At 46.1% G+C, this 22,752-nt stretch carries 19 protein-coding genes; 11 read left to right on the top strand and 8 right to left on the bottom strand.

Features of this window, described 5'->3' with window-relative positions:
* Positions 1-31: 31 nt before the first annotated feature.
* The 10 genes from paaB to paaK all read left to right on the top strand — a co-directional run bounded on the left by paaB (position 32) and on the right by paaK (position 9,189).
* Positions 32-319, top strand: coding sequence for a 1,2-phenylacetyl-CoA epoxidase subunit PaaB (gene paaB / locus FE394_RS05485; protein WP_319925438.1), 288 nt, complete (start codon positions 32-34; stop codon positions 317-319).
* Between the two features lie 9 nt (positions 320-328).
* Positions 329-1,105: a 1,2-phenylacetyl-CoA epoxidase subunit PaaC gene (gene paaC / locus FE394_RS05480; protein WP_319925392.1), complete on the top strand. Its 777-nt coding sequence runs from the start codon at positions 329-331 to the stop codon at positions 1,103-1,105.
* 48 nt (positions 1,106-1,153) lie between these two features.
* Positions 1,154-1,657, top strand: coding sequence for a 1,2-phenylacetyl-CoA epoxidase subunit PaaD (gene paaD, locus FE394_RS05475; protein ID WP_319925437.1), 504 nt, complete (start codon positions 1,154-1,156; stop codon positions 1,655-1,657).
* 14 nt (positions 1,658-1,671) lie between these two features.
* A complete protein-coding gene (paaE, locus tag FE394_RS05470) occupies positions 1,672-2,817 on the top strand; it encodes a 1,2-phenylacetyl-CoA epoxidase subunit PaaE (RefSeq protein WP_319925391.1) in 1,146 nt (381 codons plus the stop codon).
* A gap of 62 nt (positions 2,818-2,879) precedes the next feature.
* A complete protein-coding gene (gene paaF / locus FE394_RS05465; RefSeq protein ID WP_319925390.1) occupies positions 2,880-3,653 on the top strand; it encodes a 2,3-dehydroadipyl-CoA hydratase PaaF in 774 nt (257 codons plus the stop codon).
* Positions 3,654-3,656: 3 nt separating this feature from the next.
* Positions 3,657-4,454: a 2-(1,2-epoxy-1,2-dihydrophenyl)acetyl-CoA isomerase PaaG gene (gene paaG / locus FE394_RS05460; RefSeq protein WP_319925389.1), complete on the top strand. Its 798-nt coding sequence runs from the start codon at positions 3,657-3,659 to the stop codon at positions 4,452-4,454.
* A 2-nt stretch (positions 4,455-4,456) separates the two neighbouring features.
* A complete protein-coding gene (locus FE394_RS05455) occupies positions 4,457-6,115 on the top strand; it encodes a 3-hydroxyacyl-CoA dehydrogenase (protein ID WP_319925388.1) in 1,659 nt (552 codons plus the stop codon).
* Positions 6,105-6,557, top strand: coding sequence for a hydroxyphenylacetyl-CoA thioesterase PaaI (gene paaI, locus FE394_RS05450; RefSeq protein WP_319925387.1), 453 nt, complete (start codon positions 6,105-6,107; stop codon positions 6,555-6,557). The genes FE394_RS05455 and paaI overlap by 11 nt, the downstream gene beginning before the upstream one ends.
* A complete protein-coding gene (pcaF, locus tag FE394_RS05445) occupies positions 6,554-7,768 on the top strand; it encodes a 3-oxoadipyl-CoA thiolase (protein ID WP_319925386.1) in 1,215 nt (404 codons plus the stop codon). Before paaI ends, pcaF begins: the two co-directional genes overlap by 4 nt.
* Before the next feature lie 77 nt (positions 7,769-7,845).
* The gene (gene paaK, locus FE394_RS05440) at positions 7,846-9,189 is read left to right on the top strand and encodes a phenylacetate--CoA ligase PaaK (protein ID WP_319925385.1); all 1,344 of its coding nucleotides are present in this window, start codon (positions 7,846-7,848) and stop codon (positions 9,187-9,189) included.
* 119 nt (positions 9,190-9,308) lie between these two features.
* Here the strand turns inward: paaK and FE394_RS05435 are convergent, their stop codons facing one another.
* The 8 genes from FE394_RS05435 to FE394_RS05400 form a co-directional block, all read right to left on the bottom strand.
* Positions 9,309-10,739, bottom strand: coding sequence for an MmgE/PrpD family protein (locus FE394_RS05435; RefSeq protein WP_319925384.1), 1,431 nt, complete (start codon positions 10,737-10,739; stop codon positions 9,309-9,311).
* A gap of 24 nt (positions 10,740-10,763) precedes the next feature.
* Positions 10,764-11,324 (bottom strand): acyl-CoA carboxylase biotin carboxyl carrier protein subunit, encoded by a 561-nt coding sequence (locus tag FE394_RS05430; protein WP_319925383.1) that lies wholly within the window; start codon positions 11,322-11,324, stop codon positions 10,764-10,766.
* Positions 11,314-12,798, bottom strand: a complete 1,485-nt coding sequence (locus tag FE394_RS05425) for an acetyl-CoA carboxylase biotin carboxylase subunit (protein ID WP_319925382.1) — start codon at positions 12,796-12,798, stop codon at positions 11,314-11,316. Before FE394_RS05425 ends, FE394_RS05430 begins: the two co-directional genes overlap by 11 nt.
* Entirely contained in the window at positions 12,795-14,039 is a 1,245-nt protein-coding gene (locus FE394_RS05420; protein ID WP_319925381.1) for a hydroxymethylglutaryl-CoA reductase, read from the bottom strand. Before FE394_RS05420 ends, FE394_RS05425 begins: the two co-directional genes overlap by 4 nt.
* Before the next feature lie 13 nt (positions 14,040-14,052).
* Positions 14,053-15,510 (bottom strand): acyl-CoA carboxylase subunit beta, encoded by a 1,458-nt coding sequence (locus FE394_RS05415; protein WP_319925380.1) that lies wholly within the window; start codon positions 15,508-15,510, stop codon positions 14,053-14,055.
* 2 nt (positions 15,511-15,512) lie between these two features.
* Entirely contained in the window at positions 15,513-18,980 is a 3,468-nt protein-coding gene (locus FE394_RS05410; RefSeq protein ID WP_319925379.1) for an indolepyruvate ferredoxin oxidoreductase family protein, read from the bottom strand.
* A 945-nt stretch (positions 18,981-19,925) separates the two neighbouring features.
* Positions 19,926-20,126: a DUF2783 domain-containing protein gene (locus FE394_RS05405; protein ID WP_319925378.1), complete on the bottom strand. Its 201-nt coding sequence runs from the start codon at positions 20,124-20,126 to the stop codon at positions 19,926-19,928.
* A complete protein-coding gene (locus tag FE394_RS05400; RefSeq protein ID WP_319925377.1) occupies positions 20,117-21,754 on the bottom strand; it encodes an FAD-dependent monooxygenase in 1,638 nt (545 codons plus the stop codon). Before FE394_RS05400 ends, FE394_RS05405 begins: the two co-directional genes overlap by 10 nt.
* A 336-nt stretch (positions 21,755-22,090) precedes the next feature.
* On the opposite strand from FE394_RS05400, the gene FE394_RS05395 reads away from it, so the two are divergent.
* Complete coding sequence (locus FE394_RS05395) at positions 22,091-22,621, top strand: MarR family winged helix-turn-helix transcriptional regulator (protein ID WP_319925376.1); 531 nt, start codon at positions 22,091-22,093, stop codon at positions 22,619-22,621.
* Positions 22,622-22,752: the final 131 nt, after the last annotated feature.

Here is a 22,752-nt window from a genome sequence, read left to right as displayed (position 1 = left end):
AATTGTATTATCTGAGCAGGAGAGCAATGCAATGAACGATACCGATTGGCCACTGTATGAAGTCTTCGTCCGCAGTAAGCAGGGACTGGCCCACCGTCATGTCGGCAGCCTTCATGCAGCGGATGATCAAATGGCTCTGGAAAACGCCCGCGATGCCTACACCCGTCGCAATGAAGGTTGCTCAATCTGGGTAGTGAAATCCCTCTATCTGGTGGCCTCGCAGCCGGAAGATCGCGGCGCTTTCTTCGAACCCTCAGAGAGCAAGGTTTACCGTCATCCGACTTTCTACTCCATTCCTGAAGGCATCAAGAATATGTAGGGCTGAGATATGAATACACACAGCGTTTCATCACCCAACCATGATCTGTTTAATTACGTGCTGCGTCAGGGGGACACGCCGCTGATTCTGGCACAGCGTCTGTGCGAATGGTGTGGACATGCTCCCGAACTGGAAATTGACCTCGCCCTGTCCAATATCGGTCTTGATTTGCTGGGGCAAGCGCGTCATTTCCTCAGCTACGCAGCCACTCTTTCAGGAACGGGACTTGATGAAGATCATTTAGCGTTTGGTCGTGATGAGCGTGAATTCCTCAATTTACTGCTGGTGGAACAACCAAATAACGGCTTTGACGATACGCTGGTGCGCCAGTTTTTTATCGATGCCTATCACGTTCTGTTGCATCAGGCTTTGGGACAGAGCAGCGATCCTCAACTAGCCGCCATCAGTGCCAAATCTTTGAAGGAAGTGGAATATCACCTGCGATTCAGTCAGGGCTGGATGATCCGCTTGGGTGATGGCACAAAGCAAAGCCGTCAGAAAATCCAGCAATCAATCAACCAATTATGGCGCTTTACCGGCGAACTGTTCCATTGCGATGAAATAGAACAGCGACTGGCTGAAGACGGTATTGCCGTAGATCCTCGTACCCTGCATGAACCGTGGCTGAAAATCATCAACGACACATTCGCAGAAGCCACATTGGAAATACCGGCGGAAGCGCCTTACCGGCAGGGTGGAAAACAGGGGCTGCATACGGAGCATCTGGGATACATGCTGACAGAAATGCAATACCTGCAACGCACTTACCCTAACAGTAATTGGTAATACTGTAATTAGTAATACTGTAATGGGTAATAAAAGGTGGAGGAAATGATGGAACAGCAATTCAGGACATTACAGCAGCCGGAAATCCATCAAATCTGGCAATGTCTGCATCACATTGCCGACCCGGAACTGCCCGCGCTCTCTATTACCGACCTCGGCATGATACGTGCTGTCACACCCTTGCAATCCGGCTGGCGGGTGACATTTACCCCGACCTACTCGGGTTGTCCGGCAACCGAATTTTTGCTCAATGAAATCCGCCAGGCACTGACACAAGCAGGCTTTTCGCCGGTATATCTCGAAATCAGTCTGGCTCCCGCGTGGACAACCGATTGGATGAATGCAGATGCCAGACAACGCCTGCGCGAATCCGGCATTGCTCCACCTCAGGGATTGGCCTGTGAAAAACCCACTGATGTGGAACCCATCATCTGCCCGCGTTGCGGCAGCCATGAAACAGAGAAAATCAGCGAATTCGGCTCCACCGCCTGCAAAGCCCTTTATCGCTGCCAGCAATGTCTGGAACCGTTTGACTATTTCAAATGTATCTAACAAGGGAGCAGAAGATGGCTATTTCTCATCAAACACGTTCACATAGCTTACGGGAACATAGCTTGCGAACACTGCGAACACTGCGAACACATAGCTTTCATCGCTTAAGCATCGCTGCCATTGAACGGGAAACACCGGATGCCGTGACCGTCACGCTGCATGTTCCCGATGAGCTGAAAAGCCGTTTCTGCTACCAACCCGGACAACACCTGACTCTCAAGGCACAGGTCAATGGCGAAGAGCTGCGTCGCTGCTACTCCATCTGTAGCTCACCGTTGGATAATGTATTGCAGATTGGCGTCAAAGCCATCTATCAAGGCCGTTTTTCGACGTTTATCAATCGACAGTTAAAAGTCGGGGATGAACTGGAGGTCATGCTGCCACAGGGTTCTTTTGGTCATCAACCCGATGCAGATCAACAGGGGAATTATCTGGCTATCGCCGCCGGTTCGGGCATTACACCTATTCTATCGATCATCAAAAGTACACTGGCACTGGAACCCAACAGCACCTTCACCTTGATTTATGGTAATCGCACCAGCCGTTCAGTCATGTTCAAAGAAGTCTTGGCGGATCTGAAAAATCGTTACCTGAGTCGTTTTCAGGTGCTGTACCTGTTCAGTCAGGAAGCCACCGACAGCCCGCTGTTTAACGGGCGGATTGATACCCGGCACCTGCACCGCATCGGCAAGACTCTGCTCAACTTTTCCCGGTTCAGCCATGCTTTTCTCTGCGGGCCAGAAGCCATGCTGGACGATGCTCATTCCGCGCTGGAACAAGCAGGTATTCCTAACCAGCACATTCACAGTGAACGCTTTAACACCGGACGCGCCCGGAAAGCGGCGATGGGCTCACGCCCAGATAATCTGGCTGAACGCAGCGAAACCCGGGTCGAAATTCATCTGGATGGACGCACAATCAACATCACCATGAATGCCGAAGATGACAGCATTCTTGATGCTGCCCTGCGCCAAGGCGCGGATTTGCCCTACGCCTGTAAAGGGGGCGTATGTGCTACCTGCAAATGCCGGCTTAAATCCGGTGAAGTAGACATGAGCGTGAACTACAGCCTCGAACCGGATCAATTGTCGGCAGGTTATATCTTAAGTTGCCAGTCATGGCCGAAAGGGGATGGCGTGATCGTAGATTTTGATGTCTAGGCACTTTCATGAATAAAGATACGAATAAAAATATGAATAAAAACCAGGAATGAGGAACGAACATGAGTCAGGAATGGATTTTATGCCACCAACAGCAAAGAGTACGCACACTGACTCTCAATCGTCCGGAAGTGCGCAACGCCCTCAGTAATGACTGCCTTGAACTGCTTGTTCTGCAATTAGAGCAGGCAGATAAGGACAGTGACACCGGGACTATTGTCATTACAGGTTCATCACGCGGTTTTGCGGCAGGTGCTGACCTTAAAGAACTGCAACAGCAGACAGTCGCCAAGGCCATGACTGATCGCCGTCCACAACTCTGGCAACGTTTAAACAACATCAGCAAACCCCTGATTGCCGCCGTGAATGGCTACGCACTTGGCGCGGGTTGCGAACTGGCATTGGCTTGTGATTTGGTGATTTGTGGAGAAAGCGCCCGCTTTGGCCTGCCGGAAATCACCCTGGGGCTGATTCCGGGGGCGGGGGGAACACAACGACTCATCCGCAGCGTCGGTAAGGCGCTGGCTTACCAGATGATACTGACTGGCGAGGCCATTGATGCCCAAAGGGCACAACAGGCAGGTTTGGTCAGCGAAGTTTGCATTGATGCCCTGACGTTAGAACGTGCAGAGCAGATCGCACAACGCATCAGTGAATTTTCACCATTGGCTTTACGGGCAGCCAAAGCAGCACTCAAGACTGCACAGGAAACTGCCTTGTCACAAGGACTGCTCGCCGAACGCCAACAATTTGTTGCGCTGGCGGGTACAGCCGATCGTCAGGAAGGCATAGCCGCCTTTCTGGAAAAACGTAAACCCACATTTAAAGGATTCTGACTGATGGAAAACATGGCAATGATACTCACTGATATTAAAGCTGGTGTCCTTTGCATTACGCTCAACCGTCCAGAACGCCTCAACAGCATTAACGAAGAACTACACAAGCAGTTGAAAAAGGCCATGGATATTGCTGAACAGGATGAATCTGTGCGCTGTGTCCTGCTCACCGGTGCCGGACGTGGCTTCTGTGCCGGACAAGATTTAAATGATCGAAATACCCTTATCTCTGAGGGAGGCGTCCCGGATCTCGGCCAATCCGTTGAACGTTACTATAATCCGCTGATCCGACGCATGACCTCCTTACCTAAGCCTATCGTCTGCGCCGTCAACGGTATTACAGCCGGTGCCGGGGTTTCCCTTGCCCTGGCCTGCGACATAGTGATCGCGGCCCGTAATGCCATCTTCACTCAAGCTTTCTGCCGCATTGGCCTGACCCCTGATTCTGGTGGCAGTTGGTTCCTGCCCCATAAAATTGGCCATGCCCGTGCAATGGGAATGGCTTTATTGGGAGACAAAATCAGCGCTGAGCAAGCACTGGAATGGGGGATGATTTGGCAGGTCGTTGATCCCAAAGAGTTAGAGGATAAAGCACGGAAACTGGCTCAACGTCTGGCGACCCTGCCCACAGTGGCTCTCGCCTGCATCAAGCAATCCACTTATGCCGCAGCAGCCAACACGCTGGATCAACAGCTTGATCTCGAACGCGATTTACAACGCAAGTGCGGGCTCAGTGAAGACTTCCGTGAAGGCGTGAATGCGTTCATTGAAAAACGCCAGCCAGAGTTCAAGGGGAAATAGTCATGACCACGCCTCTACTCCACGGCCCCATCGCCGTCATTGGGGCGGGAACAATGGGTATCGGTATTGCTCAGGTCGCGGCTCAAGCAGGACATTCTGTCCTGCTGTTTGACACGAATGGAGACGCTGTACGTCATGCACTGGATGGACTCCATACCCGCCTGAATCAGCGTGTAGAAGCAGGCAAAGCAGAGGCTGGTGCAACACAAGCTCTATTACAGCGCATCACTCAGGTTGATTCGTTACAAACACTGGCACCGTGTGCGCTGGTGGTTGAAGCAATCGTCGAACAACTAGAAGCCAAACAAAATTTATTCCGACAACTGGAATCCATTTGTTCAGCTCAAACGCTGTTTGCCAGCAACACCTCATCACTGTCCATTACTGCCATTGCCCGTGTTTTGTCTTCACCGCAACGCATGGCGGGGCTGCATTTTTTCAATCCCGCGCCCTTGATGAAATTGGTGGAAATCGTACAGGGTCTGGAAACTTCTGCCAAAACTGTGGCAACGCTCAAGACTCTCGTTGCCCATTGGAAAAAACAGCCCGTAATCTGCCGATCTACGCCGGGGTTTATCGTCAATCGCATCGCCCGACCATTCTACGCAGAAGCCCTGCGCGCATTGGAAGAGCAAGTTGCAGCTCCCGCGACACTGGACGCCGTCATGAAAGAGTCTGGCGGCTTCGCGATGGGACCATTACAACTGATGGATTTAATCGGTCATGATATAAACTACGCCGTGACCGAATCGCTGTTTCATGCCTTCTACGGTGATCCCCGTTTCCAGCCCTCATTGAGGCAGAAAGAGCTGGTGGATGCCGATCATCTGGGACGCAAGCGTGGTCGGGGTTTCTATTACTATAAAGAGAATGTCTACAAAGAGAATTTCAATAAAGAAAAGCAGTTCAATAAAGAAAAGCCGTTCAATAAAGAAACTCGTCCTCAGCCCAAAATAGAGCCGAAACAGACCAGAGAACAAAAACAACCTGTACGGATTAAGGCAACGGGAAATTGGGCAGCGTTACCTGATTTTGTTGCCCTGCTAAAGCAGCCTGAATTACAGCAGTACGGGATCGTATTTGAAGATAATAAAAATGATCGATTCCGCTCTCCCACCCTGCAAATTGATGACGTTCTCCTGATACTGGCCAAAGGGAGAACCTGCGCGCAGATTGCTGATGAAATCAGGGCTCCCGTGATACAGTTTGATCTTTCTGCCAATCATCAATCATCTGCCATTATCACACTCAGTACCGCCTGCCAGAATACGCCCCAACAGACGGCAAAAGTGATTGGCTTCCTGCAATCTCTCGGCAAACAAATTATTCTCCTACCGGATTATCCCGCCTTGCTGACGATGCGCACCGTCGCCATGCTGTGCAACGAAGCGTTGGATGCCATCAACAAAGGTATCGCAAGTGCCGAAGATATCGATCTGGCGATGCGCTACGGCGTGAATTATCCCATCGGCCCGCTGGCATGGGGTGAACAAGTGGGCTGGAAACATATTCTCGCTACGCTGGAAAATTTGCAGAAATTTTACGGCGAACCCCGTTATCGTCCCGCTCCTCTTCTGCGCCAACTGGCAGCAGGACATGCCAACCTGCAACTTTCCCGGCAGCACGGCAATCACAACAAGGAGAGCACTCATGCACAATAACGCCTCCGGCCAACTGGCCCGCCGCTGCGTAGAAACCTTGTATGCCAAAGACGTCTGTGCCCAGAGCTTGGGAATGCACATTGAACATATTGACGTTGGGATTGCCCGACTCAGAATGACGATTGTGCCTGACATGCTAAACGGTCATCAAAACTGTCACGGTGGCATTCTGTTCAGTCTGGCGGATACCGCCTTTGCCTACGCCTGTAACAGCGGAGGAGTGGCGACCGTAGCCTCCAGTGGCAGCATTGATTTCATCCGTCCGGCCGTGGAAGGAGATCAGCTTACCGCAACAGCTTCTGTGCAATATCAGGGTAAAACCACCGGCCTTTACGACGTCAAGATCATCAATCAACACGGCAAAGTCGTGGCACTGTTCCGTGGTCACGCCCACCGCCTCGGTCACTCTATTCTGAAAGACGCTCAGGGAGAGAAATCATGACTCACGCATTTATCTGTGACGGTATCCGTACCCCCATCGGGCGCTACGGCGGCGCGTTATCAAGCCTGCGGGCTGACGATCTGGCAGCCCTGCCGCTACGGGCACTGATGACGCGCTATCCTACGCTGGATTGGGAACAAATTGATGACGTAATCTTCGGTTGCGCCAATCAGTCGGGAGAAGACAATCGCAATGTAGCGCGCATGGCGGCACTGTTGGCTGGTCTGCCAAGTTCAGTATCTGCCACAACGGTTAATCGACTATGCGGCTCAGGCTTGGATGCACTGGCTTTCGCTGCCCGTGGTATCAAAGCGGGTGACACTCAACTGATATTGGCGGGTGGTGTTGAATCCATGACCCGCGCTCCGTTCGTCATGGGTAAATCTGACAGTGCGTTCAACCGCCAGGCTGAGATCTTTGATACCACCCTTGGCTGGCGTTTTATCAATCCGTTAATGAAACAGCAATTTGGCACAGACTCCATGCCAGAAACAGCAGAAAACGTCGCCACCCAGTTTCAGATTAGCCGTGACGATCAGGATGCTTTTGCCCTGCGCAGCCAGCAGCGCACCGCCAAAGCGCAGCAACGAGGTGTATTGGCAGAAGAAATCATCCCCGTCACTCTGCCCTTAAGCAGAAAAAAAGGCGTAGAAACGATCATCTCACAAGATGAACATCCCCGACCGGAAACAACATTCGAACAACTACAGCGGCTAAAAACGCCTTTCCGGGCTGACGGCACAGTCACGGCAGGCAACGCCTCCGGCCTAAACGATGGGGCCGCGGCACTCATCATTGCCTCAGAAGCGGCAGCATTACATCAAGGGCTGACGCCACGGGCACGTATTGTCGCTACCGCAACATGCGGAGTCGAACCCCGCATCATGGGGATCGGGCCTGTGCCTGCCACCCGCAAGGTACTGGAACTTGCAGGTCTGAGCCTGAACCAAATGGATATCATTGAGCTGAATGAAGCTTTCGCCGCACAGTCACTGGCGGTTATACGCCAATTAGGACTGCCGGATGATGCAGAGCACATAAACCCGAATGGCGGCGCGATTGCACTGGGACATCCGCTGGGCATGAGCGGAGCTCGCCTTGCGCTGACAGCCACGCTTGAACTGGAGCGACGGGCGGGTCGCTATGCCTTATGCACCATGTGCATTGGCGTGGGGCAAGGCATCGCCATGATTATTGAACGCATTTCATAAATACCTGACTTAGCAACACCTGCACATAACAACAAAAACAACCTGTTACAAACAAATCAACAAAAGGACAGGCAACTATGAGCAATAACGCGCAACACCTGCAACAACACTTAAATCAGCACCAAGATCAACATTTGAACTCCCTTGAATTTGCCTCACTTGATGAAATTCAGGCATACCAAGTTAAGCAGATAAAATGGACGCTCAATCACGCTTATAACAACGTTCCCATGTACCGCCGCAAATTTGATGCAGCAGGTGTCCATCCGAATGATTTCAGACAACTCGAAGACATCCGCAAATTTCCATACACCACAAAACAAGATCTGCGGGAGCACTATCCTTTTGATGCTTTCGCCGTACCAATGGAGCAGATAGTGCGCATACACGCCTCATCCGGTATCACTGGAAGCCCTACTGTAGTAGGTTATACCCAACGGGATATCGACAATTGGGCAGATATCATAGCCCGTTGTCTACGTTTTGCTGGAGCCAGCGCCAAAGACAAGATTCACATCGCCTACGGTTACGGCCTGTTCACGGGTGGCTTGGGAGCTCACTATGGCGCTGAACGATTGGGCGCAACCGTGATCCCCATGTCCTTCGGACAAACAGAAAAACAGGCTCAACTGATTCTGGATTTCCAGCCTGATGTCATCATGATGACCCCCTCCTACTGCCTGACGCTGCTGGATGAACTGGAGCGCAAGATGGGTGGGGATGCCAGTAGGTGCTCCTTGCGTGTCGGTATTTTTGGTGCGGAGCCTTGGAGCGATGCCCTACGCAACGAGATTGAAGCACGTATGGGCATCAAAGCGTTGGATATCTACGGTCTGTCCGAAGTTATAGGGCCGGGTGTCGCCATGGAATCATCAGAATACGCTAATGGCCCCACCATTTGGGAAGATCATTTCTATCCCGAATTAATTGATACTGAAAATTTAAATACTCAGCCAGATGGCAAAATTGGAGAGCTAGTTCTCACAACACTGACCAAAGAGGCCATGCCTGTGATCCGCTATCGTACCCGCGATCTGACACGTTTATCGCCAGGTACAACTCGCAATATGCGTCGTATGGACAGGATCACTGGACGCTCCGATGACATGCTGATCATACGTGGCATCAACGTCTTCCCATCACAGATAGAAGAACAGGTCATGCGCGTCAAAGAACTATCACCGCACTACCAATTAGAGGTGAACCGTGTCGGTAATTATGACAAACTATCCGTTAAGGTTGAAATGAAAGAATCAGACCTGCTGAGCTATCAACAACGCTGCGATATCTGCCATCAATTGCGTCATCACATAAAATCCATGGTGGGAATCAGTACCGATGTCAACATCGTCAACTACGGAGATATACCTCGTTCAGAGGGCAAAGCCGCTCGGGTAATCGATAATCGCCTGTCTAGTTAACCTGAAACGCACTTAATAATAGAGCTAAATGCCTGCGGCACGATAAAAGTTTTTTCAAAGAAACATAATCGTAGATCCTCAGGCATGATTAAGTTTGATTACTGCTTGATATCAATCATTCATTTCGCAGAAGAAATGCTTTTACTTGTAATGGCTATTCCATAGGCTAAAAAATCTTGCAAACCAGTTTCATCTTTCATAATACGTTCCCAAGCCTGAATTGCGTTGTTCGCTTGTATTGCCCCATTTCTAGGATCGAAATAACGGCAGCAGTTTGTGAATTTTTCAATAATCTCAGTAGGCTCAAGGGGATTTTGAGGATTTCCTTTCGGTATATCAATAAATCCGGTGCGAACATCTCCACTAACATAATGAATGCTGACTTCGATTCTGCCATGAGTTCCAAGTTCAGGAATTTCACACTTGGGATCAACACGTGGCCGAATTTTTTCGCTAATAGAGAGTACATCTGCACGATCTAATGCTGTATCGTCATAATCAGCAATAAATACTCCACCATTTCGTAAACCGACAGCTACGGTATATGCCATGCTAAATCTAGCCTCTACAGATGTCTTTGGTTTCCATTTTTTATCGGCGGGTGCACATACAAGATCATAGATTTGTTGATTCATGGCAATATCAATATGACTGATATCCTCAGCTCTTACTTGGGTATAGTTTGCTAAACTTATCGCCAAGGTAGTCGCCGAGATATTAGGGCGGCAAGTAGGGTAAGGTTTGAAGGCAATATCATTTTCACTTGCGAACACAGCGCCAAGCCCATCTACGATACTTTCTACATCTGAACCAGATTCAAATGTTCTAAACAAGCCATATCGACCAGTAAAGAAATGATGAGCACCCTCGAAACCCTCTGATGCAAGGAGTACAGCCTTAACCGCATTGGATGCAACCAGACCCTGTTGGTAAGAAACTGTAGGCGCCCCCTCTACCATACACTGCGCTTCTCCAAGAGCAGAGGTGTAAGCAATCCCCATAGCGGAGCGCAGTTGAATGGGATTCAGTCCGTACAGGCGACCAGCAGCGGCTGTTGCTGCAATGACTTTACTGAGATCATATCGACCACTTTCAAGAAGAGTCTCCTTACGCGCACGTGCAAATCGGGTAATCAAATCGTGACCAATGACGGTAGCGGTCAAGAACTCACTGGAAGTGACGTGTTGTTGACGGAGAGCAGCTATAGTTGAAAGGGCAGGAAATATAGCCACACTAGGATGGATACCTAGTGGATCCACAACATCATCAAAATCTAAAACTCGCGATGCAGCACCGTTGAGAAGCGCAGCAGCACTGGGGGGAAGACACAAATTTGTCCCGAAAACAGGGCAAACAGAACTGCCTCCCCATTGTCCGATAACCTTCTGTAATAGTTGGATTTCCGGGCGGAGCGAGCCAGCCAAAGTAACTCCAAATATATCGAGTATCGATAAATGTGCAATTTTCAAAGCCGCTGATGGAATATTGTCATACGTTAATTCATAGGAAAACGATGCGATTTGGTCTTCAATATTTTTCACACGAAACATACCGAACTCCTAATGAGTCATAATTTATGGGGTCATTGAAAGTGGTTCAAAACGGATGAGCAGAAAGCCAGTCTCAACGGCATGCCCTTCCACGGCAAAGACTTCTGCTACACGACAATATGAAGGTGAAAAATAAGTCGAAATAACCTTCATTGATTCCAATCTTAGTACAGGCTGATCAGCCTCAAGAATATCATCTTGATTAACTAATACTTCCGAAATTATTGAATGAAATGGGGCACGAATTTCATTTTTATCAAAACCATATTTTGTACTGGCAGGCGTCGGTCGCATACCATGCATTGCTCTGATATCCAGATGATAACCATCTATATTTGCGGAGGTAGTTTGCTCAAGCTCATTTTTCTTACCTAAAATAATGCTCTTGATTGTGCCTTCAAAATCTATAATAAGACGGTCATATTTTCCTTCCTGATCCAACCTGAGAAGGCGAACACGGGTTGGGTTGCCTTTATTAACTGTTGCAGAAAATTGACCATTGTCTTCGTCAGAAATACGTAATACATGTTGTTTCGGGGTGCCAGAAGGTACAGCAATTTGAATAGAAAATAATTTATCCACCATAGGAAACTCTCCGTTCATTCATGAAACGCCAACTTGAGAACGAAGATAAAGCAGCGCTGCCTTCAGAAATGGCCTTCATAGTCAAGTATTCTCGCAATGCCACGGCGATGGCGATGTCGTGCTGTAGAGTTTCATTGAGAGGCTCAGGATGATAATCAGATATCAATGACAGATCATAATTTCCAGTGGAAAATGGGGCATAATCAACCAGCCAACGGTGGAATGGAATATTGGTTGGAAAACCAGCAACTACTAGTTCATCTAACGCTATCTTTGCCCTAGAAATAGCTTCATCCCTATTTCTGCCCCAGACAATGAGTTTTAAGCAAAGACTGTCATATCGCGTAAGTTGGATCTGATTCTCCGCTATACCTGTATCAATACGTATCCCTGCCCCATGTGGAAAATTGTAAGCTGTAACAACACCCCCCGTTGGCATGAATCCCTGAAATGGATCTTCCGCACAAATACGAAATTCTACCGCATGACCGTGAATAACGATATTCAGTATATCGTCACTGAGCGGCTTCCCTTCTGCGATAGTAAACATAGCTTCCACAATATCAATACCTGTCACTGCTTCAGTAACAGGATGCTCAACCTGAATACGCCCGTTCATCTCAATAAAATAGTACTGTCCGGTAGTATCAACCAAGAATTCCACTGTACCAGCACTGGTGTAACCCGCAGCTCGGGCAAATTTGACAGCTGATTCACTGATCACCTTACGTAAGGTAGCATTGATTCCAGGAACCGGAGATTCTTCAACCATCTTTTGTCGCCGACGCTGTATACTACAGCCACGTTCTCCGAGAGCGATGACATTTCCAGTTACATCAGCCAAAATTTGAACTTCAATATGACGAATATTATGTCCGAGAAAACGCTCAATATAGAGATCTGCTGTACCGAATGCAGCTAAACTCTCCCGTTCGACCTCTTTCCAAGCCTGCTCTAGCATATTTTGGCTTTCTGCAAGGCGGATCCCTCGCCCACCTCCACCATTTACCGCTTTTAACAGAACAGGATATCCAATGCTGGCCGCTAATTCTTGAGCTTCACTGAGCGATGCCACAGCCGAGCCAGGAATAACAGGCACTTCCGAGAATATGGCCAATTGACGTGCTTGAATTTTGTTCCCAACCAGACTAAGTGCTGACACATTTGGGCCAATGAAAATAATCCCAGAATCTGTACATGCCTGAGCAAAATCCGCATTCTCAGCTAATGGACCGTAACCTGGCGCAATAGCATCAGCCTTGTATTCTTTAGCTATAGTCAAAAGATAGTCAGAAGATGCAAAGGGATTAATCATATCCGACTGTACCCTATATGTTGCAGCCATAACAAAAGGTGCTGTTTTTTCTTCCTCATCGTATACAGCAATTGTTTCGATACAAAGTCGCTGTGCGGTACGAATGAAACGAAAAGCTATTTCTCCACGGCACGCAAGTAGCACACGTCGAATCATCATAGTGTCTCCGTAATTTTGGATATATGACCAGCCTCAAAATCACTTAAACCACGACCAAGTTGGGTATGCGCCCGAGTAAATTCCCCAGCACTGACTGCACCCGCAACAGATATTTCACCAGCCAACGCAACAGCCGCACAAATCTCTGCCAACTTACAAGCATCATCTTCACACCCTATCATAGCAAGACACTCTCGCTGTACAGGCAGTTTCGTCCCGCCACCAATTGCACCAACAATAATATTGGGCAAAGTAACACTTGCCACCAAAGCACCTTCTGTATTGATCTCAAAAGAGGTACTAGCATTGAAAAAGGAGACAGTAACAAAAGCAGGATCCTGCCCACATGCAATAAAAAACGCAGTTAGCGCATTAGCAATATGAATATTTTGCCCGGTAGCCCCGCGCTGGCCCAAAATAAGCTGACATGCCTGAAGGAATCTTTGCATACGCTCAGGTGTAGAACGAAACCTCTTCGCGATAAGCTCTGCCGGCAAAATAGCACTTGCTGTAACGTAATGCCCTTTGGCTTCATCCGGCACGAAACGCTTGTCTCCTCCCAACGTGTTAAAATATCCTCCAACCAACTTGTCAGCATGAGCTAGGATATAGGCACACGCCGCTTCATTAGCTTTGGTGGCCATGTTTAACCCCATTGCGTTACCTGTCTCATAGCGAAATGCCAAACCAACAATACTTCCCTGAAATATTGGAGTGACTTCTTTAAGTCGTGCAAAACGGCTAGTACTATTAGCTGCTTCAGCAATTTTTTCTGCATGTTGACGTAACCATGTATCAAATAGCGAAGTATCAGAGGCACGATGCAGCCAAACCGCAGATATCTTAGTCAGAGCATTACCACGGAATTTATAGTGGGTATTTTTACTTCCTTCTGTTGACCATACATTTGTTGGTGAAAAGACATGGCATCCTCCAGCCTCTGTTAATACCTGCATTCCACGTGAGAACGATGCAACAAGAGCGCCCTCAGTGGTAGCTAATGGAACGATAAAATCACCTTTGGCATAGCTACCTTCTATGTGCAAAGGGCCAGCAAGCCCAATTGGAATGCCAACCATACCGACGTAATTTTCTATAGTACCAATTAGCGAAGTCGGTGGTGTAGGTAGTCGATTAAACAAGTACGGTAAATCTCGACCGATTTGTTCAACCAGCCACTCCTGGCGAGTTTTTATTGCATCAGGAAGAAAGTCATTTTCTGCATGGCGTGGTATTTTCACGGTATTCCCTCAATTAAAGTTGAATATTGGAGTGTTTACGCCCAGGAGTGACTGCAATTTTGTCCTGGAGAAGCCGGAAGGCACTGGCAAGAAACGGACGTATAGTTTGATCGTCTAGGAATCCATTGATATAACCTCGGCGCGCCGAATAATCGGCACTAGCGTGAGCATTACGATATTCTGCGGCCAATGCAGCTCGGCGCGCTTGAGGATCATCAGCTTCAGACATTTGCCGGCGAAAGATAACATCGACTGCAGCTTGGGGGCCCATAATAGCGATCTCTGCTTCAGGTAATGCAAAAATCATGTCAGTAGCCCATTTGTTTGCAAGCGTAGGATGCGCTCCGCCATAAGCTTTACGCAGAACAACAGCTATCTTAGGAACAGAAGATTCGCAATAGGCATGTAAGAGTTTTGCTCCTGCACCAATGATCCCTCCTGCCTCCTGATTTATGCCTGGTAAATACCCCGGAACATCAACCAGTGTTAAGATTGGGATATTAAAAGCATCACAAAAACGCACGAAACGTGCCGCTTTTTCAGAAGCGGCTATGTCTAAACATCCCGCGAGGATCTGGGGTTGATTAGCAATGATACCTATGGGAATACCACAAAGATGAGCAAATGCTGTAATGATGTTGGGAGCATAATTATGATGGACTTCAAGATAGTTAGCTCTATCTACAATTTCACCTATAACGTCTGTTACATCATAGGGTTCATTGCCATTTTGAGGAATTATTTCGGATAGCCGCGCCTTTATTCGATCTTCTGCGGGACGTTGTGGTGTTATTGAACAATTATTCTGAGGTAAAAATTCTAAAAGTTCACAAGTTAAACTAAGAGCATCTTCCGCAGTATCAACTACAAAATGAGCTAAACCTGTATCCTTGGCATGTAACATAGCACCACCAATATCTTCTTTTGTTACTTCTTCGCCAGTTGCTTGCCGTATTACTGCTGGGCCGGTTAAAAACATAGTTGAACTGTTCTTAACCATAATCACAAAGTCGGTTAGTGCTGGGGCATAGGCAGCACCACCAGCACAATCACCTAGAAGTATTGATATTTGTGGAACAACACCGGATGCTTTGACAATTTTATAGAACACTTCACCAAATTGTACTCCAGCATCAACTCCCTCATGAATCCTTATGCCAGTCGAGTTATTAAGCCCAATCACGGGTACACCCGTCTTGAGAGCAAGATCTAGAACTTTGGTTATCTTCAGGGCATGCATTCGGCTTGAACTACCACCAAGGAAGCTGGCATCGTGAGCATAAAGCACAACCGGACGTCCATTGATTCGGGCAAACCCCGTTATCAATCCATCTCCAGGAACCTTACGGCGTTCTGAACCAAAATATGTACAGTCATGTTCAGCGAGGGGATCTAGTTCAAAAAAAGAATTTTTGTCAACAAAGCGTTCAATTAGTTCTCGTACTGTTGATATGGCTGGTTGAGTCGTCATGTTTAATGTCCAGAGCCAGTAAAAAATTTTTGATTACCAGAAGGTCGAGTGCGCACGGTTTTAGTGCTCTCCTCAGAACTTTGCAATGCTCGATTAAGCTGAGCAATAAGCTCTTGTTTTTTCTGAGTTGCTTGCTTAACAGTTTGGGATTTCACATAGCCAAATCCACGGATTTGATTTGGAAGTTCAGCGAGTTGGATGCAAAGAGAGAGATGATCTGGAGTCACTATATGAACGATATAGTCAACTAATTTTTCGTAATCAGAGAGTAATTGTCTTTCCATTTTCCGTTCTTTTTGCAACCCGAACAGATCAAAAACGGTGCCACGAAGGAAACGCGCCTTCGCTATTATTTTTAAGAAAGGGATGAGCCAAGAGCCTAATGTGATTTTTCCTCGTTTCCCAGTACGTGCATCTTTACGATTCCAAAGAGGAGGGCTCATATGGAAACGTATTTTGTATTTACCCCCGAATTGATTTTTCACTCTAATTAGAAAATCAGTCTCGACAAAAAGACGTGCAACCTCGTACTCATCCTTATAGGCCATAAGTCTAAATAAATTTTCTGCCACAACACGTGTTAAACTTTCATCATTAAATATGGATGTGGCGGCTCTAACATGCTCAATATGTTTTACATACCGATTGGCGTAGACTGGATTTTGATATTCAGAGAGGAAATCTCTACGATGAGCAATCAAGTCATCCAGAGATTTAGGAAATTCTTCTTTGACATCAGTCAGACGACTATAAATAATTTCCGGATGAACTGCGGCTACTCTCCCCAGATGAAAGGCATTCAGAGCGCTTTGGAATACCTTGCCAAGTCCTCTAATGACCAACTCCATAGAAGAAAGTCTGATTGGTATAAACCCTAATTGCCAAGCATAACCGAGAAGCACTATATTTGCTTGGTCATGATCTCCCACCAAATGTGTTGCAATAATGTTCGCATTTGTGCTTTTAAGATATCGGCAATGGTTACGCAGAGTTTTCAACGTACGATCTTCATCAATCTGCAATGAAATATCTCGTAGCATCGCACCTGTCTGAGTTTCATGCGTGTTCGCTATACAAGCCGTGGAAGAAGAGGACATAACCTCCAGACTTGCCATACCAACTCCGACGACAAGATCCGCAGCAATAACTAAATTTGCCTGTGCTCGATCTATACGAACCTGATGGAGTATTCCTTTGTTATGACAAAAACGAATGTGGGATAAAACTTCACCTCCTTTTTGTGCAAATCCACTGAAGTTCAGAGCACTAACCGCATTTCCATCCTGTTCAGCTGCATGAGCAAGAAGTCTTGCCGCAGTTACAATTCCAGTTCCACCAATTCCAGCCAGAAGAATGTCATACGGCTCATCTTGCGATGAAAAAACAGGATATTTCAGTTCTCTCACTATTCCTTCTAGTTCTGATTGAGAAATGACTCTTGTTATATCCTTTTTGGGCTCTGCCCCTTCAATTGTGATAAAACTGGGGCAAAACCCTTTTAGGCAAGAAAGATCAGAATTGCAAGCATTCTGGTCAACTGCCCTTTTTTGCCCCAAAGAGGTCTTTATGGGAGTAATAGCGAGACAATTGGATTGTATTTGACAATCTCCACATCCTTCACATACACGATCATTTATGAAGGCACTTACTTTAGCTTGAGGGATGAGGCCACGTTTTCTCCGACGGCGTAATTCGGTAGCACAAGCTTGATCGTAAATAATGACAGTAACGCCTTTGATATCGCGAAATTTACGCTGGATTAGTTCTAAGTGATCTCGATGATAAAGGCTAACACCTGAAGGTAATGGATTTCCCCTACCATATTGTTTGAGATCCTCAGCCACGACAGCTACCGCTTTTGCACCTTCAGCCAAAGCTAAGGCTGCAATTTGAGAAATTGACATCACACCATCAATGGGCTGCCCTCCTGTCATTGCTACAGCATCATTGAATAAGATCTTGAAGGTGATATTGCTACCTGCCGCTATCGATTGACGAATAGCTAAGTGACCAGAATGAAAATAAGTACCATCCCCAAGGTTTTGAAAAACATGTTTCCTATCAGTGAATGGCGCGTGACCAACCCAATCGACGCCTTCGCCTCCCATCTGAACCGAGCCACCACCAGTATTACGATCCATCCAAGCAGCCATAACATGGCAACCAATTCCTGGTTGAGCGTGGCTTCCGTCAGGAACAAGAGTCGAAGTACTATGGGGGCAGCCTGCACAAAAATATGGTGTACGCTTAGGAAGGGTTAAATCTCGTTTTTCAGTTGCAATAGACCACTCTAGTGGAATATTGAGACTAACTCCAAATTGAGACAGCCAATTCGCTAACGGCCGGGAAACTCTTGATGGGCGCAATTCAATATCTTCAGGCAGTATAATGCGCCCGTTTGGATCTCGTTTTCCCGACAAAGTCATGGGGTGACTATTTGTTATGCTAAACAGGTAGCGAGCAAGTAATGTTTCTACCACCGCCGCTTTTTCTTCCACTACAAAGATATGTTCAACTCGTGGTACCAAATCTTGCAGAAGAGGAGATAAAGGGAAAACCAGATTGATATGTACCCAGACAACCCCGTGTAAGGCCAAATGATCTGGAGTTAATCCCCCGACACGTAGAGCTTCAAGTACATCATGATGCGCTTTACCCACTGTAACCAGCAAGGCATGTGGTTCTTTACAGGAAACGAGTACCCTATCAATAGGATTCAGGCGTGCAAATTCTTCAATTGCTTTTAATTTATATCGGAAACGTTGCTCCACCTGAGGTCCTGGAAGATCTGGCCACCGCCAATGCAATCCATCTGGTCCTTGATCTATATCCGTTGGGTGCTCGAATTCTCCCAGCGCATTCGATCTCCGAAGGGTGGTTCCACTTTCTACAGTCTCACTAATAGCTTTAAATCCAATCCAAGCCCCACTAATACGTGAAGCTGCCCACCCCCAAAGACCAACTTCCTTATAGTCAGCAACGGAAGCTGGATGTAATACAGGCATGTTCCATGCAATCATTGCAAGGTCTGACTGATGGGACATAGAAGATGAGACACAGCCATGATCATCACCGGCTACAACGAGAACACCACCATGTGCTGAACTGCCATAAGCATTTCCGTGCTTTAGTGCGTCCCCTGATCGGTCAACACCTGGTCCCTTTCCATACCACATCCCAAAAACTCCACTGACTTTACGTTCTGGGTCTGTTTCCACTTTTTGTGTACCAATGAGTGCTGTTGCACCAAGGTCTTCATTTATTGCTGGCTGAAATCTAATTCCTGCTTCAATTAATTCTTTATTACGTCTCCATAACGCTTGGTCAAATCCGCCTAACGGAGAACCACGATAGCCAGATACAAAACCAGCCGTATTAATGCCTCGTGCTTTGTCTATGGCAGCCTGAGCAAGAAGTAATTCAACAAGAGCTTCAGTGCCAGTGATAAAATTCGTTGTTGAACTAGTCATTCGATATCTCCGCAAAATGTACACCTACAGAAAGCGTGATTTTCTAGTCGCAGTTTATTTGTGAACGAGCAGAGAGATAACTTAATTCTCATCAGATCGAAGATCCGAATAATGTTGATACTTTTGCGATTTACTGATTTTTTAGATTGGGAGGTTGCTCTCTCAAAAGTGAGTACCTCAGACAAAAAAACTAATGACGGTCTGTATCGTAAAAATGTTTCTGCACTAATTATTACTGTATTTTTATTAGGGTAGTTTATTTTTTGCTTAATATAATAGTTACGCCAACTTTGAAAGTTCCTGAAAATTCCATGTCTAAATGACTTTTCGAAATAGTGCTCCATTTCACATTACTCCTTGTTCTACAATGGGTTAACATCATAGCCAACGAAATGCAGTACAGCTTTGGATTATTGGCATTCCAATTAGAACGAACAAAATCATCAATCGTAGTAATATTATGAAAAATTTATTTAGCCATAACATTCTCCTGAAAAAATAAAACGTATCGTTTGGCGATGTTAGTTGCTTCTCTGAAAACCAACTTAATAACCATATCGGAATTTAAAGCGAACACTCTTTTTCATTCCTGCAAAACTGCTTCGTCAACACCCAATTAGTTAATCCAAGTTCAATTTATATATTCCATATGCTCGAGTTGGATTACCCAATTAAAAGAAAATCGATCAACTATGCCGACAAAAAACTAGTCTCCAGGCAAATTACAACAACATTTATATATTCAAAAGGAAACACTATCTGCAATCGCCTTGCTATTCTTTATCAATAAATCCTTTTGTTCTAATCAGTTACATTAGTGTTTAGTCATGAAGGTTCAAGTGATACCAACCTAAGAAAGTGCACCCCACAAAAACATCTCTAAAGAATAAATCCAATAAGATTTAAATATTGTGAAAAAAACCACAATTCATTAAAAATTAATTATCACTTGGAGATAAGTGAATTCCTTACATGCTCAATAGCCTCTTTGATCACTTCCATTGAACTAATATGATTTGCCAATAATAAAACCAGTCTGGCATCAAATTGCAGTAACTCATTCTCATTCAGCTGTTCGTGCGCTTGAACAAGAAGTGCGAAAAGTTCATCATTTGAGACTTTTGAAGCGCTTGTGTTTAGATGCATGTTTGTATCCCCTTACTGAGGTATTTCCCAAGTGCAGTGGTATAAGCCAACTCAAGTGCTGCAGGGGTAGGATTTGTTAAATGAGCGCATAAATGCTGGTCTGGGCGAAAAAGCATTGCTCCGCCAGGAAAAATACCATATCTATTATTCAGAAGATTTTCTGAATCTATCAATTCAATTGATGGATTTTGTGTTAGAGGGTAAGTGCTTAATGTAATTTTGGCTCGTCCCTGTTCATTAAGACTTGATGAGCGAGTCATAAGTGTGAAATTATTCCCACCAATATGGCGTAATATCCAAACAGTAACGCCATTTCTCTGCAATGGCATATCTGGTGCTGGAGCCCCAAGAGGTAAAGGCGCTTTTTCAGACAGGTCATTGATATAATTTAGTGGGCTTGATTTCAGTATAGTAGGTGTAGACAGCCGCCCAGAATTGACCATTTTACGTGCAAACTCACTCGTTCTAGCAAGAGCAAGCACTGCGTTGCGATAAACTAAAGCACCTTGGCTCTTCGGAGTAATAAATTCGGCACTTCTCGTCGAGTGAAGTATGTTTTCATCAGCCGCCGTACAACGTTCGTGATTATAGGTTTCCAGAAGTCGTGTGTCAGAAATTCCAGATAAAATTGCAGTGAGTTTCCAAGCCAGGTTATCTGCATCTTGAATACCGCCATTGCCTCCTCGACCACCAAATGGACTGACTTGATGAGCTGAGTCACCTACAAAAATTATGTTATTATGAATAAAGTTCTCAAGACGACGGCATTGAAAAGTATAGACACTTGACCAAACCACTTCGATATTGGCCGTATCGCCAAACATACACTTTAACCTGGCAAGTACACGCTCTTCCTGACGCTCTACTTCGGGATTTGCTTGCCATCCGAGTTGAAAGTCAACACGCCAAATATCATCAGGCTGTTTATGAATAAGAACTGATCGATCTGGGTGAAATGATGGTGAAAACCAAAAATGGCGTTCCGCAGGAAGTGAGGACTTCATCCTGATATCAACGATGAGAAACCTATCCTGAAAGACCTGACCTATAAATGGCAAATTGAGCGCACGGCGTATAAATGACTTAGCACCATCACACGCTAATAGCCAATTTGTGCGAAGAGCATAATTTCCATTAGGTGTTTCTATAGATAAATCAACGTAATTATCTGCTTGCTTTATCTCAACAACTTTATGCCGCCAGCGAAGGTCAACATAACCGGTGGCCATGCAAGCCTCCACAAGCCATTCCTCGATATAATATTGTTGTAAGTTCAAAAATACTGGATACTCACTTTTGTTATTTTCTCCAATCGTATTGCAAAAAAGTGGAGTATCGTTGAGGTATATTGTGCTAGTTTCCCATGCTATTCCTTTAGCCATTAGGCGATTACCCAATCCCAATCGCGATAAGATTTCCAGAGAACGACGCGCGAAGACGATGGCTCGTGAACCATCAGCCACCGAGTCATCCTCATCCAGTACTACAACACGAACTCCACGTAGACCAAGATCCAAAGCAAGAATTAGACCAACTAAACCAGCACCGACGATAGTTACTAAGTGATCTTGGTCTTTCCCATTTTTGGGAGGGGGAGGGATTGTAAAATTTGGTCGTTGATAGCTCATTGTCACCTCTGATATACCCTTTCTAGCGTTGATATGAGTAAATTGTTCGGACTAGAATAACTTTATTGAATGTGTAACATCTGTAGACTATCATTAGACAAATATGCTAATAGCCTTATAAAATTCAGTTACTTACGCTGCAATAGTGCAATATAACAATGTAGCCTGCAAATAGATCTCATAAGATCTATTCCTATGAGATCTATAACACAGCTTTTATCGAAGGTAAACCATACGTCTACTGCTCATGAAAGGCTGATGTACTGTTGATGAATGTATGTTGAGTTTACTGGTCAGCCCTAAGACAAAGCGACGGTTTAACTAGATGGAAAAGATATGAAGAATAGTGTCAAACAACGCTCAGAGCCTAACAACTCTACTACCGATGATCTTTCTAGCCGCACTAGCAATACTTCGGCTACAAAATTTTATCCCGAATACGACACATTTTGTTGTCTGTTACAGAGAGCGGCTCGGCTTTGGCGTCGAGAAGCAAATCACGAATTACGCAATTTTCGTTTGTCGGAAAGTATAACGGGACCAATATGGGCTATTAGTAAATTTGGCTCAATGCGTCAAAAAGAACTCGCCGAGCACGTCGGTATAGAAGGAAACTCTTTAGTTCGTATTCTAGATGAGCTTGAGGAAGAGGGATTGGTCGTGAGGAGAAGCATGCCAGGAGACCGTCGTGCTCGTTTGATTGAATTAACGGCGGCTGGTCGCCGAGTTGCAGTTGAGCTCGAACAGGTCTTAAGAGGATTTATTAGCTCTCTTTTAGGAAATACAGATCCTGCCGATGTTCAGGCCACACAACGGGTTCTAACAGAGATTATAAACGAAGCAAACCGAAGAGTTGAAAAAGATTGATATCTTTCTACCCTTTTCCCCCGTAGAAGTAGTGGTGGTAGATTAATTCTTAGGTAACCTACAATCTCAATGTTGACCTTTTAAGCCAGCAACGAATTATCGTTGCTGGCCATTATTTTATGGCTTTAGCC

Source organism: Xenorhabdus littoralis (assembly GCF_033949345.1).
In the GTDB taxonomy this organism is placed as follows: Bacteria; Pseudomonadota; Gammaproteobacteria; order Enterobacterales; family Enterobacteriaceae; genus Xenorhabdus; species Xenorhabdus littoralis.
This window is presented reverse-complemented; position numbering and strand designations above follow the sequence as displayed.

Excerpts from the sequence above, each read along its gene's own strand:
- paaB (WP_319925438.1), top strand. The coding sequence starts at position 32 with ATGAACGATACCGATTGGCCACTGTATGAAGTCTTCGTCCGCAGTAAG.
- paaC (WP_319925392.1), top strand. The coding sequence starts at position 329 with ATGAATACACACAGCGTTTCATCACCCAACCATGATCTGTTTAATTAC.
- paaD (WP_319925437.1), top strand. The coding sequence starts at position 1,154 with ATGGAACAGCAATTCAGGACATTACAGCAGCCGGAAATCCATCAAATC.
- paaE (WP_319925391.1), top strand. The coding sequence starts at position 1,672 with ATGGCTATTTCTCATCAAACACGTTCACATAGCTTACGGGAACATAGC.
- paaF (WP_319925390.1), top strand. The coding sequence starts at position 2,880 with ATGAGTCAGGAATGGATTTTATGCCACCAACAGCAAAGAGTACGCACA.
- paaG (WP_319925389.1), top strand. The coding sequence starts at position 3,657 with ATGGAAAACATGGCAATGATACTCACTGATATTAAAGCTGGTGTCCTT.
- FE394_RS05455 (WP_319925388.1), top strand. The coding sequence starts at position 4,457 with ATGACCACGCCTCTACTCCACGGCCCCATCGCCGTCATTGGGGCGGGA.
- paaI (WP_319925387.1), top strand. The coding sequence starts at position 6,105 with ATGCACAATAACGCCTCCGGCCAACTGGCCCGCCGCTGCGTAGAAACC.
- pcaF (WP_319925386.1), top strand. The coding sequence starts at position 6,554 with ATGACTCACGCATTTATCTGTGACGGTATCCGTACCCCCATCGGGCGC.
- paaK (WP_319925385.1), top strand. The coding sequence starts at position 7,846 with ATGAGCAATAACGCGCAACACCTGCAACAACACTTAAATCAGCACCAA.
- FE394_RS05435 (WP_319925384.1), bottom strand. The coding sequence starts at position 10,739 with ATGTTTCGTGTGAAAAATATTGAAGACCAAATCGCATCGTTTTCCTAT.
- FE394_RS05430 (WP_319925383.1), bottom strand. The coding sequence starts at position 11,324 with ATGGTGGATAAATTATTTTCTATTCAAATTGCTGTACCTTCTGGCACC.
- FE394_RS05425 (WP_319925382.1), bottom strand. The coding sequence starts at position 12,798 with ATGATGATTCGACGTGTGCTACTTGCGTGCCGTGGAGAAATAGCTTTT.
- FE394_RS05415 (WP_319925380.1), bottom strand. The coding sequence starts at position 15,510 with ATGACGACTCAACCAGCCATATCAACAGTACGAGAACTAATTGAACGC.
- FE394_RS05410 (WP_319925379.1), bottom strand. The coding sequence starts at position 18,980 with ATGACTAGTTCAACAACGAATTTTATCACTGGCACTGAAGCTCTTGTT.
- FE394_RS05405 (WP_319925378.1), bottom strand. The coding sequence starts at position 20,126 with ATGCATCTAAACACAAGCGCTTCAAAAGTCTCAAATGATGAACTTTTC.
- FE394_RS05400 (WP_319925377.1), bottom strand. The coding sequence starts at position 21,754 with ATGAGCTATCAACGACCAAATTTTACAATCCCTCCCCCTCCCAAAAAT.
- FE394_RS05395 (WP_319925376.1), top strand. The coding sequence starts at position 22,091 with ATGAAGAATAGTGTCAAACAACGCTCAGAGCCTAACAACTCTACTACC.